Source organism: Streptomyces sp. NPDC001732, assembly GCF_053596315.1.
In genome coordinates this window covers 55,032-67,272 of record NZ_JBSFFY010000025.1, presented here as the reverse complement: position 1 = coordinate 67,272, position 12,241 = coordinate 55,032, and the positions used below count along the sequence as shown (strand labels likewise).

The following is a 12,241-nucleotide window of genomic DNA, read 5'->3' as shown; positions in this document are numbered from 1 at the left end:
CGCGTCTTCGGAGTTCGGCCGGCTCAGCCGGCGGCCAGGTGGTTGGCGTCGTTCTCGGCGTCGTTCAGGATGTTCGACGCCTTGTTGCCGCTGATGCCGACCATGTCGAGCAGTTCGGAGAGCCCTTCGAGGCCGTACGTGAGCCCCTTGCCCGCCGAGTCGACGAACTTGTGGTACTCCTTCGCGTACACGTCGTCCTTGCCGCCCGCGGTCTTGTTCTCCAGATTGATGCGGTCGTTGAGGACGCCCAACTCCCCGACGATCCTCGCGATGTCGCCGAACTGGGTGAACCGCCGCGTCAGGTCCTGCGGAACGCTCAGGGTCCCGTCAGCCATAGAACTCGTCCTCCTCCTCGTCGCGGCGGCCGGCCGGCTTCTTCCGGTCCCCGAGCACCGTCTCGGCCAGCCCGCCGGGCTGCATCTCCCGCAGCGGGGCGAGCAGTTCGTCCAGCTCGCCACCGCCGAAGAAGCCCTTCGCCAGGTCGTCCTGAGCACCCATCAGCGGACGCACCGAACCGCTCACCCTGGTGGTCATCTCCAGCCGGGCCGCGTTGACGGTGGTCTTCAGCACCTCGGCGAGCTGGGCCGCGGGCATCGTGCGGTAGCCCTCGGTGTGGAACTTGAAGGAAAGGACCTCGCCGTGGGCGTTGACCGAGGCGGTCACCATCCGGTCCTTGGAGGTCGCCGATGCGGACGCCGCGGCGAGATCCTCCTGGACCTGCTGGATCTTCCTGGTCTGCTCCGCGAGATTGGCCATGGCCTCCGCGAGCTGCTCCTGGAACGACACCATCAGTCCTGCTCCTCCTTGTCCTCCGCGGCCGCCGCCGCTTCCAGTACGTCCACCGCGAGGGTCAGGTCCGCGGCGGACAGCCGCAGGGCGACGGGGCCCGTCGGGTTGAGGTACAGGTCCTGGCCCTCGGGCACCAGCGCGAACGCCTCGGCGACGGGCAGCACCCGGTGGGCGAGCGCTCCCGCCCGTTCCAGGTGGGCGGGAGCGGTGAAGACCGGCACCACCGGGTCGCCGTCCGGGGTGCAGGCGCTCACCGCGCCGCCGCCGGGCGCGACCAGCACGGCCAGCTCGGCCCTGATCGCGGCGAGGGCGACGTCCCCGACCGGGCCGTAACCGGTGGCCGCCAACTGCATGGCGGCGTCCACGTCGTCGGTCGGCTCGGGCCAGCCCAGCATGCCCGGCGAGGGCCGGTACTCGGCGTTGCGCTGCCACTCGACGATCTCGCCGTCGGCGTCCGAACGCCACTGTCCGATCACCGCCCACAACGGGGGCTCGCCCTCCCCGCTCCACGCGGGATCCACCATGCCGAACCAGTGGTCGGGCGTGGTGCGCGCCGCCGCCCGGATGTCGTCGGGCACCGGCGGCACGGCGGAGTCCCCGCCCACGGCGCCGGGGCCGGCCGCCGTTGTTTCTGCGGAACTCATCGTCCGATCACACCCGTTCCGGTGCCGGACTCCGTGCCCCACACCTCTTCGTCCTCCGAGAGCCATACGTTGCGCTGCCGGTCGGCGCCGTTGCCCCCGCCCGAGGCACCGGCACCGCCCATGCCCATCGGCGGCATGAAGGGCATGCCACCGGCCCCCATTCCCTGGCCTGTCCGGCCCAGGGCACCGAGCGACTGGGTGGACACATTGCTGTTCGCCGCCGTGGGGGCGGCGGGCGTCGCGGGCAGCCCCAGGGCGGCACGCGCCCGGTCGCTGAGCCCGGACATGATGGAGGCCGGCCCACGGCCCGTGTTGCCGCTGCCGCCGCCGTTGCCGTCCAGCAGCTTGCGCAGGGTGTCGGTGGTGTTCTTCGAACCGCCGAAGAGGTCGTTGCTCGTGGTGGAAGGACGGCGCTGGCCGTTCAGCAGTTCCTCGAAGGTCTTGGGGGCCCGGGTCCGCAGGTTGTTGCTGCTCTCGGTGATGTGCTTTCCCTGCGGGTCGGTGAGGGTTCCGTCGGGGTTGACCCGGGAGCCCGGGGGCACGGTGAGCTTTCCGCCGTACATGTTGGTCAGGGGCTTGCCGTCCGGGCCGATCAGGTTTCCCTGCGCGTCCACCTTGGTGCCCTTGGGGACGACGACATTGCCCTCGGCGTCGACGCCGAAGCCCCTCATCAGGTCAGTGGACCCGGAAGTGGAACCGGCCGGGTACGTCGGCAACTTGGGGCCGGTGGTGGCAGGAGGAATGATCCTCCCCCCGGCGCCGATGGTGGAGCCGGGCAGCACCACCAGGGGCTTGCCGTCCGCACCGAGGACGGGTTTGCCCTTGGCGTCGGTGACGGCACCGGTCTTGGGATCGATGTGCGAACCGGCCGGCACCGTCAGGGCGCTTCCGCCGTTGAGACCGCTCGTGCCGCCGGTGCTGCCGCTGGGGCCGGTGATCGGATTCGGAGTGTTGAGATTGAGGTTGTTCTTGGGGAGATTGGACGAGGAGACGCTTCCGCTCGGACCGGTCACCGGGGGCGGGCCGCCGATGCCCAGGTTGTTGTTGCCCGTACCGCCGGTGTCGCCGTCGGCCCCGCCATCGGCTCCGCCGTCCGGCCCCTTGCCGAACAACTCCTTGAACTTGTTGAGGAAATCGTCCCCGGTGCCGCCGGCCCCGCCGTCCGTCGGGTCGTAGAACTTCTCCTGCTCCTCGGAGGTCAGCGAGACGGTGAACGTCGACTTCACGATGGAGTTCGCGTCGGAGAGCTTTCCGGTGGCCGTGTTGTATGAATTCGCCAGATTGGTCATCGTCTCCTTGGAAGCCTCGTCGAGATCGGTCCTGACGTAGTCGAGCCATTGGTTCTTGGCGGCGGTCTCCATACCGTCCCAGTCGAGACCACTGACCGTGGCGTCGTGGTCCGAGGTGGGCGCGGTATTGCCCATCACCTCAAGGAACTTGGCGTGCAGATGGGTGAACGCCATGGCGACGGAGCCGACTTCCTTCGGCGCTGACGCGAAGGTCACCGATATGTACTTGTCGAACCAGTTGGAGAAGTTCGTCTGCAACTGCTTCACCGTGGCCGTCATTTGAGTGCCCACATCGGTGAGACTGTTCTTTATCGCTCCCCCCATGTAGTAGGACTGGGTCTCCTGGAGGGCGCGCTTCACCGCCTGGAGGGTGGCCTCGAAGAGCTCCGCGGACTCGCCCTCCAGCTCCTCGGACCCGTTTCCCACGCTCTCGGCCCACTTGTTGAACTCGGCGGCCCACCCGCCCGTCCAGGCCTCCATGTTGGAGAGGACCTCGGCCGCCTTGCTTGACATCAGCGGATTGGCGTCCTTGTTCGTCCCGGCCAGGACGGACCCCAGAATGGGGCCCGAGGCTCCCGTGAACTCGCTCAGGGCGCCGGAATCGTTGCCGAAGTCGGCCCAGTTGTAGCCGAACCCGAACATGAGCCACTGTTCCTTCTCCCGGGTGGGAAAAGCGAACGCATGCCATCCGTCCAGGCCCCATTGCTTCGCCATGTGAGCCGGGTTGCCGGAGAACCACTGGCCGTTCACTTCTTTGGTTATCCACCGCTTGGACCCCGGACCCGCCACCTGGTTCCGGTCGGGGAGCTTGGTGGTTCCGTCGTGAAACATGGCGAGGATTTCCTCCCACTTGGCGGGCATCCCGGGGGGTACCTCGGCCATGGTTTCACTTTCCCTTCGGGGTGAGGATCTCGGCGAGCTCGTCGGCGAGGGAGCCGCCGATGCCCGTGGAATCGTCCTCGGCTTCCTTGTGTGCGTTCTCGACGTCGCGCAGGGCGGCCGAGAAGTTGTTCATGAGCGTGATGGCGGCCTCGTACCGGGCGCGCATGGTGCTGCGGTAGGTCTCCAGCTCGCCTTCCAGCGCCTTCGCCGCCATGTTCTTCTCGGGGTTCCCGACGGCGAGGGGAATCTTCGATCCCATGCTCACGTAGTTCGGATTGACCGTGAGGTCGCGCCGGAAGCGGGGGATCTCCTTGTTGGCGTACTTGAGATAGACGCCGTCGGTCGACTGGAAGACGTCGCCCGGATTCTCGTCAGCGGCCATGCCCGTACCTCGCGGAAGTCGACTCGGTCAGAGGGTCAGCTGCCCTGGAGGGTGCCCAGGGTGCGGCCGCCCTCCTGGTCCCCGTCGATCTGCCGGGAGTGCATCCGCTGGAGAGTCGTCCGGGCGACCCCGTACTGGGTTTCGAGCTGCAACTTGATCTTCTTCAGATCGGCCTCGAAGTCCTCCCAGGAGGTACGGGTCTGGCCGGTCAGGGTGTCGCGCAGCGCACCGAAGTTCTTCTCCATCCAGGCGAGCGCCTCCTTCATTTCCGTTTGGGCCGAGTCCATGTTCCTGAGAGCGTCCAGGACTCCCTGGTGGCTGATCTTGACCGTCATGGCGGAACTCCTCGTGGGGCGGCGGTGGGAACGGGGCGGGAAAAACGGGGCGGGGGAGGCTACTTGGGGTTGATCTCGCTGGAGATGCCCGCGGCGTAGGTGTTCGCGTCGAACTCGGCGTCCGCGAGCAGCTGCTTGGCCATCGAGGTGCCTTCGCGGAAGAACCGGGTGCGCTCCATGACGTTCTGATGGAGCCTCAGCCACTCGTCGATGCCCGCGGCGTGGGTCTCCGAGGAAACCGCCTGATAGGCCGCCCGGACCTGGCCCTGGATGGTCTTGACCTTGCGGCCCGCGTCATCCATGTCGCTGAGGTGCCGGTCCAGCGTCTTCAGCGTCTGGAGCATCGCCACTTCGTCGTTGGACAGGCCGTCGGCCGAGTTGATGTTGAAGCCGGAGACATCGGGCATGGAGGTCCTCCTGGACACTGCGGGAACACGGCGACACCACGGGTGCACGGCAGACCGACCACACCGGGAATGGAACCCTCCGGGAGTCGGCGGATCATCAGATTAATACGCTGTGCGGGATCTTGGTACGCGTGCTCACCGGCAATCTGAATGTTCACCTTCGAGGTGTGTGTGAGCTGCGGTGATGCCGTAGAAAGCGCGTGCTCACCGACCCTCTCATCCTCAAGGAAACCTCAATTCCCTCAGACCGACCGGCAATTGGGGGGCGGCGTCGCGGGGCTGGGCACGCGACGCCGCCCCCCCAATTGCCGGTCGGTCTCAACACGCCGGGCAGTCGGTTATCGGGGCGTCTCGTTTTCCGATGCTTCCACGAGTCCCCGGGACAACAGGGCGGTGTCGTCCAGCGCGGGTCCGGACGCGAGCATCCCGAGGACGGCGGACGGTACGGGGACGGACTGTTCGGCGCTGTAGCCGAGCCGTTCGAGCGCCTTGTCGCCCCCGGGCACCGGGTACTTGGCGCCCGTCTCGGTGACCAGGTAGTGGGCCGCGCCCGTGCCCGCCGAGGAGAGCGCCGTGACGAGGGCGCCGCCCCCGGGGCGTACCGCGAAGAGGTCGGCGGTGCCGGAACCCGCCGAGATTCCCGGCTGGTTGGACACCGGGCGGCCCACCACCTTCTCCGCGCGGGGCAGGACGACCGAGACGGTCGGCCTGCCGTCCGCGGTGCCGATGACGGCGCACACGGCCTCGTCCTCCCCGGCCGGCATGGGTTCGGGCAGTTCGGTCGGGACGGTGCCGCCCCCGGACGCCACGAGCCGGGTCCGCTCCGGGTCCTGATGGCGTGCCAGGTCGTCCGGGCCGATCTCGGGAAGAACGACGCTGCCCCCCGCGTAGGCGGTCCGCTGGGTGCGGGGATCACCCTTCAGAAGTGCCTCCTCCAGCGCGGTGACCGGGGTCAGGCCGTGCTCCGTCAGCAGGTAGTGGCGGCCGGAACCGGCGAAGAGCTGCCCGATCCTGGTGGGCCGGCCGGCCAGCGCGGGGCCCGCCTTGCCGCGCCCGGACACCTCCGGCACCGCCAGGTCCGGGCCCGCGGGCAGGGCGTTGAGGAAGGCGTCCGGCACCGGATGCGCCCCGCCCCGGTCGTGGCCCAGCGCCTGGACCGCGTAGTTCGCGGTGTCGAGCCGCAGCCGGGTGCCGTGCCAGAGCAGGTACGTGACGTTGCCCGGCACGCTGCGGACCAGGGTGGCCCGGCCCGAGGTGACGGGCCTGCCCTCGGCCTCCAGGCCGACGGCCAGGGTGAGCAGCGGTTCCTCGCCGGACTCGGAACGGGCGGCACACACCGACCAGGCGTCGCGGCTGAGGGAGCCCGCCCGGGGCAGCGGGTCCGGCGCGCCGACGATGCCCAGTGTCGCGCCGCGCGGGGCGTCCTCCAGGGAGGCGGGCTCGACGCTCACCGTCTTCATCCGGTCACCCGCCAGCAGCCTGGCCGAGGTCTCGTTCAGGACCGGGTGCAGAACGCCGTCGAGCGTGAGGTAGCGGGCGCCCGAACGCTCGTCGATCACCAGGGTTCCGGTGGCCTTCCACGCGTTCGAACCGCCCGGCACCACCAGCCCGTACACCGTGATGCCGAGCGCGGCCAGCACCGCGACGACGAGGCCGATGACGAAGCCCTTGGAGGTCCGCCGGTGCGCGGACTCGGGGGTGTCCGGGTCGTCCCGGAGCATGCCCAGCGACAGCCGGCTCATGACGAACATGTGCGCGTGGACCTGGTCCCGCCTGGACTGCATTCCTTGCCTTTCCGACCGGGCACCGGCCCGGCACACGAGGACCCGGGCCCCGGGATTCCGGGCCCTTCGGCCGCGAAACCCCGGGCTCGGGGGCGGTCAGCTGTTGAGGCCCCGCAGGTACTGGTAGAGACCGGCGACGAGAAGGGCCAGCGGGACGAGAACGATGGCGAAGAGCAGATGGAGCAGGTCGACCGCGCGCCCCCAGTAGGGCACCAGCCGGCGGCCGGGCAGCGTCCAGCCCGTGATGGCGAGCACGGCCGCGACGGCCAGCAGACCGGCGAGCAGCAACGGCCGGGAATCCTCCGGCACATGAAGGACCAGACGCACCGTCAGCAGTACGGCGCCGTAGGCGGCCGGCAGCACGACGGCGAGGCGCTGCCAGGCGCCGCCGATCGCCCGCGCGTGCGTGAACAGGAGCGCGCACAGGACCGAGGCCAGGGTGAGCGGCGCCCAGGACGTCTCGAACGCCAGCACCGTGAGGCAGCCCGCGGCCACCAGGCCGGTGGCGCCGTAGAGGCCGGTGAGATAGCCGTCCGCGACGGCACCGCGGGTGGCGATCTGCTCGTCCGGAGTGGGGTCGATGCCCTCCTGGAGCTGACCGGCGTTGGTGGGCAGCAGCGGCACCTTCAGCCCGGACAGGCGGAACGCCAGGGAGGGCAGGAAGTGCCCCAGCAGGACGACCACCAGGGTCAGCGGGGCGGCGGTACCGGCGGCCGGGACGCCGAAGAGCATGACGGCGCCCCCGATCGCGCCGAGCGCCGCGGCCAGGGCGGCGCCCAGGAACAACGGGGCGCACGCGCCGACGGCGGCGACCCCGAGCACGGCGGCCCCGGCCGCCGCCGAGCAGCCCGCCAGCAGCCGGGCGCCCAGTTCCGCGTCGGTCCCGCCCCCCTGCGGCACCAGCGCACCTGCCAGGGCGAGGAAGGGGACGGCCGCCGCGCCGAGCGCACCGCCCGCGCCGACGTCGCCGACCGCGCGTGCGGCGGCCCCCGCACCGGCCAGCAGGACGACCGCGGTCACCGCTGCGCAGACCGCCCTGAGCCCCGCGGGACCGGGTTGCAGCAGGAGCAGCAGGCCCGTGGCGAGAACGCCCAGGGCGAGCGCGGTCATCAGGTGGTGCGACCACAGGGGCCGCCAGGAGTCGGAGCGTTCCCGCAACCGTCCGGAGAGCCCGTCGACGAGGTCGTCGTAATGGATCTCGGGCAGGGCGTCCCCGCGAAGGCGCAGGTGCACCGTCTCGCCGTCGCGCAGGCCCAGGTCGCCGAGGGTGCTCTCGTCGTCGAGCGGTTCCTGGCCGAGACGCTGGAGCACCCACCCGCCGGCCTGGATCCCGCGCTCGTAGAGGTCGGTGCCACCGTGGTCGACGATGGTCGGCAGCAGGTCGGCGAGCACGACGTCGGACGGCACGGCGAGTTCGACGGAACGATCGGGCGTCAGCACCGTGAGGCGGCACAAGGGGGCCGCGGATATGTCAGTCAAGCGCGTTTCATCGCCTTCCAGGACGGTGGTCGACGCGGTCGGATTGATCACATTAACTTGTGCGTGCAGTCTGTACGTTGTGGGGTGCCGCGACGACCGGCAACTCCGCTTCCACCCGCCCCGGCCTGCGCACATCCGCCGTCGGCCGTACCCCGGGCGTTTGCTGTCCCGTCCTCCCGAAGACGTGACACGACAACCGGACGTGAACAACAACCGTCGGCACCCCCAGGAAGGCGATTCCCTTTGAGCGTGGTCCTCTTCAAGAGGCCTCCCCGGCGTCTTGGCCCCGAGATGCCGCACGGCGAACTGAGCCTCCAGGAACCGCCCACGGTGCCCGAGACGCAGAGCGCGATGGGCAACATGATCACGTACATGCCGATGGCGCTCAGCTCGCTCGGCATGGTCCTCATCTTCCTGCGGCCGGGCAGCGGCGGCGGACCCATGATGTACGTCGCCATCGGGCTGATGGCGCTGTCGGCCGTCGGCATGCTGCTGTCGCAGATCGTCCGGGCCTCCGGGGACCGCAAGCGGGCGCTGCTCGGCGAGCGGCGCGACTACATGCGGTACCTGTCGATCAGCCGCAGGCGCGTCCGCAAGGTCATCACCCAGCAGCGGGAGGCGCAGGCGTGGTCCCACCCGGACCCGGCGTCCCTGTGGAGCCTGGTGCCCACGAGCAGGCTGTGGGAGCGGCGGGCGGCGCACGCGGACTTCGCCGAGGTGCGGATCGCGGTGGGCGAACAGCAGTTGGCGACGAAACTGACCCCGCTGAGCACCAAGCCGGTCGAGGACCTGGAACCGCTGTCCGCCCACGCCCTGCGGCGCTTCATCAAGGCGTACGGAACGGTGCCCGACCAGCCGGTCGCGCTCTACCTGCGCACCTACGCGCGTGTCCTGCTGCAGGGCGAGGAGGGAGCCGCGCACGCGATGGTGCGGGCCCTGCTGGCCCAGCTGGGCGTGTTCCACTCGCCGCAGGACCTGCGGATCGTGGTGCTCGCGGACCACGACCGCCGAGGCGCCTGGGAGTGGGTGAAGTGGCTGCCGCACGCCCAGCACCCGACGGACGTCGACGGCGGCGGGTCCGTACGGCTGGTCACCGATTCCGTCCTGGGCCTCGAATCGCTGCTCGGCGAGGAACTCACCGGCCGGCCCGCCTTCGAGCCCGACGCCGTCCCGAACGCCGAGGAACCCTACTGCGTCGTGGTGCTGGACAGCGTCCGGACGCCCGCCGACTCCCGGCTGGCCACCGACGGGTACCGCAACACCGTGACGCTGGACGTGGCCGGCTCCCTGCCCTGGCGCCAGGCCCGCCACACGCTGCGGCTGCGGATCGCCGAGGAGCGGCTGGAACTGGTCGGCACCGACCGGTCGGGGAAGGAGACCACGACCGCGCTCGGCAGACCCGACGCGATGGGCCCCCGCCGGGCCAGGGCCCTGGCCTCCCTGCTCTCCCCCTACCGGATGGGCGTCGCCACGGACAACGGCGAGGCCCTCACCACGGACGTGCAACTGACCACCCTGCTCGGCCTCCCCGACCTGCACACCGTCGACCTGGACGCGGTGCGCGCCGACCGGAGCGAGCGGGCCAGGCTGCGGGTGCCGCTGGGACTCACCGGCGACGGCACACCGCTGGAGCTGGACATCAAGGAGGCGGCGCAGGGCGGCATGGGACCGCACGGCGTGCTGATCGGCGCGACGGGCTCCGGCAAGTCGGAACTGCTGCGGACCCTGGTGCTCGCCCTGGCGCTCACCCACTCCTCGGAGAAGCTCAACTTCGTCCTGGTCGACTTCAAGGGCGGCGCCACGTTCCTCGGCCTGGACGGTCTGCCGCACACCTCGGCCGTGATCACCAACCTCGCCGACGAGTCGGCCCTGGTCGACCGAATGCAGGACGCCCTGCACGGTGAACTGATGCGTCGTCAGGAGCTGTTGCGCAGTGCCGGGAACTACACCTCGGCGTTCGAGTACGAGGCGGCGCGGGCGGCGGGCACCGACCTGGAGCCGCTGCCGACGCTCTTCGTGGTGGTCGACGAGTTCAGCGAACTCCTCTCCGCGCACCGCGACTTCATGGACCTGTTCGTGATGGTGGGGCGGCTGGGCCGCAGCCTCGGCGTCCACCTGCTGCTCGCCTCGCAGCGGCTGGACGAGGGCCGGATGACCCAGCTGGAGTCGCATCTGTCGTACCGGATCGCGCTGCGCACGTTCTCCGCGATGGAGAGCCGGGGCGTGCTGGGCGTGCCGGACGCCTACCAACTGCCCTCCGTCCCCGGCAGCGCCATCCTCAAGAAGGACACCGGGACCCTGGTCCGGTTCAAGGCCGCCTACGTCTCGGGGCCCTACCGGGGTGTCCGCAGGGTCGGCGCCTCGGCCGTGGCCGGCCAGGTGGTCCCGTACCGCACGGACTGGACCGCGCCCGCGGTCCCCGCACCCGAGCCGGACCCGCAACCGCAGGAGGAGGAGAGCGAGGAGACCCTGCTCGCGCTGGCCGTGGCCCGGATGCGGGAGGGCGGCAGGGCCGCGCACCGCGTCTGGCTGCCGCCGCTGGACGCCCCGCTCTCGCTGGACACCCTCCTGATGGGGCTGGAGCCCCACCCCGAGCGGGGCCTCACCACCGTCGACCCCGAACTGCACGGCCGGCTGACGGTGCCGGTGGGCATCGTCGACCGGCCCTTCGACCAGACCCGCGAACCCCTGATCGCCGAACTGTCCGGCGCGGGCGGGCACATCGGCATCGCGGGCGGACCGCAGAGCGGCAAGTCCACCCTTGTGCGCGACCTGATCATGTCCCTCGCGCTCACCCACACTCCGCGCGAGGTCCAGTTCTACTGCCTGGACTTCGGCGGGGGCTCGCTCGGCGCGCTCCGCGAACTGCCGCACGTGGGCGGGGTCACGGGACGACTGGACCCGGAACGGGTGCACCGCACCCTGTCCGAGGTGTACGCGCTGGTGGCCCGGCGCGAGAAGCAGTTCGCCGAGCTGGGCATCGACTCCATGGCCACCCTGCGCGCCCGCCGGGCAGCCGGGGAACTGCCGGACGAGCCGTACGGCGACGTGTTCCTCGTCGTCGACGGCTGGGGCACGGTCCGCCAGGACTTCATGGACACCCTGGAGGTCTTCACGGCACTGGCGGCGCGCGGCCTCAACTACGGTGTGCACCTCGTCGTGGCGGCGAGCCGCTGGGCGGAGATCTCCACCTCGCTGCGGGACCAGCTCGGCACCCGCTTCGAGCTGCGGCTCGGCGACAGCATGGACTCGATGATCAACATGCGGGCCGCCGCGACCATCCCCAAGTCGCCCGGCCGCGGCATGACCGAGTCCAAGCACCACTTCCTCACCGCCCTGCCCCGGGTGGACGGCGGCGACAGCGCCTCGGACCTCGGGGCGGGCGTCGCCGACGCGGTGACCCGGATGGCCGAGCACTGGGCGGGCCCGCCCGCACCCGCGGTCCGCACCCTGCCCACCGTCCTGGACCCCGCCGAACTCCCCGACGCCGAGGTCGGCGCGGACGGCGACCTGCGCATGCCGCTGGGTCTGGAGGGCGGTCGGCTCGACGTCATGTGGCACGACTTCGCCCAGACCGCCCACCTGGTGGTGGTCGGCGACGCGGAGACCGGCAAGACCAACCTGCTGCGCACGGTCTGCCGGACGATCGCCGAGCGCTACACCCCCGCCGAGGCGCGGGTGATGCTGGTCGACTACCGGCGGGGGCTGCTGGAGAGCGTCCCCGAGGCGCACCGGCTGGGCTACGCCGTATCCGTCGACATCCTCAGTCAGGCGGTGGACGGCGTCGCACGGGCCATGAAGGAACGGCTGCCCGGCGCGGACATCTCGCCCGCCCGGCTGAAGCGGCGGGACTGGTGGAGCGGCCCACGGGTCTTCCTGATCGTGGACGACTACGACATGGTCTCCAGCAGCAACATGTCCAACCACTTCGGTCCGCTGCTGGACTACCTCGCCCAGGGCGCCGAACTCGGCCTGCACCTGATCGTGGCGCGCAGCGCCAACGGGGCGGCACGGGCGATGAACGACCCGCTGCTGCGCCGTCTGACGGAGGTGAACACCCCGGCCGCGCTGCTCTCCTGCCCGCCCTCGGAGGGCTATCTGTTCAACGACACCAAGCCGAAGCAACTCCCGCCTGGACGGGCACAGTTCATCACCCGCAGGGGAGTGGTCCAGGTGCAGACCGCGCTGCTGCCGGACACGGAGGAGGCGAACCGGTAGCACGGATACCGGAAGCTCCCGGACGGCTACCG

10 protein-coding genes are annotated in these 12,241 nt (G+C 70.6%); 1 reads left to right on the top strand and 9 read right to left on the bottom strand.

Annotated features, from left to right (window positions below):
- Positions 1–23 precede the first annotated feature (23 nt).
- The 9 genes from ACWCXX_RS23225 to eccD all read right to left on the bottom strand — a co-directional run bounded on the left by ACWCXX_RS23225 (position 24) and on the right by eccD (position 7,991).
- On the bottom strand, positions 24–335 hold the full coding sequence (locus tag ACWCXX_RS23225) for a hypothetical protein (RefSeq protein ID WP_451130138.1): 312 nt from the start codon (positions 333–335) through the stop codon (positions 24–26).
- Positions 328–789 carry a YbaB/EbfC family nucleoid-associated protein gene (locus ACWCXX_RS23220; RefSeq protein ID WP_451130136.1) on the bottom strand — a complete coding sequence of 154 codons (462 nt, stop codon included), beginning with the start codon at positions 787–789 and terminating at the stop codon, positions 328–330. Before ACWCXX_RS23220 ends, ACWCXX_RS23225 begins: the two co-directional genes overlap by 8 nt.
- Positions 789–1,433 carry a type VII secretion system-associated protein gene (locus tag ACWCXX_RS23215; protein WP_451130134.1) on the bottom strand — a complete coding sequence of 215 codons (645 nt, stop codon included), beginning with the start codon at positions 1,431–1,433 and terminating at the stop codon, positions 789–791. Before ACWCXX_RS23215 ends, ACWCXX_RS23220 begins: the two co-directional genes overlap by 1 nt.
- The gene (locus tag ACWCXX_RS23210; protein WP_451130132.1) at positions 1,430–3,604 is read right to left on the bottom strand and encodes a hypothetical protein; all 2,175 of its coding nucleotides are present in this window, start codon (positions 3,602–3,604) and stop codon (positions 1,430–1,432) included. The genes ACWCXX_RS23215 and ACWCXX_RS23210 overlap by 4 nt, the downstream gene beginning before the upstream one ends.
- A gap of 4 nt (positions 3,605–3,608) precedes the next feature.
- Positions 3,609–3,986, bottom strand: a complete 378-nt coding sequence (locus ACWCXX_RS23205) for a hypothetical protein (protein ID WP_451130130.1) — start codon at positions 3,984–3,986, stop codon at positions 3,609–3,611.
- 35 nt (positions 3,987–4,021) lie between these two features.
- Positions 4,022–4,321 carry a hypothetical protein gene (locus ACWCXX_RS23200; protein ID WP_451130128.1) on the bottom strand — a complete coding sequence of 100 codons (300 nt, stop codon included), beginning with the start codon at positions 4,319–4,321 and terminating at the stop codon, positions 4,022–4,024.
- A 59-nt stretch (positions 4,322–4,380) separates the two neighbouring features.
- The gene (locus ACWCXX_RS23195; RefSeq protein WP_451130126.1) at positions 4,381–4,728 is read right to left on the bottom strand and encodes a hypothetical protein; all 348 of its coding nucleotides are present in this window, start codon (positions 4,726–4,728) and stop codon (positions 4,381–4,383) included.
- 338 nt (positions 4,729–5,066) lie between these two features.
- Positions 5,067–6,512 (bottom strand): type VII secretion protein EccB, encoded by a 1,446-nt coding sequence (gene eccB, locus ACWCXX_RS23190; protein ID WP_451130124.1) that lies wholly within the window; start codon positions 6,510–6,512, stop codon positions 5,067–5,069.
- Positions 6,513–6,608: 96 nt separating this feature from the next.
- Positions 6,609–7,991 carry a type VII secretion integral membrane protein EccD gene (eccD, locus tag ACWCXX_RS23185; protein ID WP_451130122.1) on the bottom strand — a complete coding sequence of 461 codons (1,383 nt, stop codon included), beginning with the start codon at positions 7,989–7,991 and terminating at the stop codon, positions 6,609–6,611.
- Between the two features lie 291 nt (positions 7,992–8,282).
- Here eccD and eccCa point away from each other — a divergent pair, with 291 nt between their 5' ends.
- The gene (gene eccCa, locus ACWCXX_RS23180) at positions 8,283–12,209 is read left to right on the top strand and encodes a type VII secretion protein EccCa (RefSeq protein ID WP_451130184.1); all 3,927 of its coding nucleotides are present in this window, start codon (positions 8,283–8,285) and stop codon (positions 12,207–12,209) included.
- The last annotated feature ends 32 nt before the right edge of the window (positions 12,210–12,241 follow it).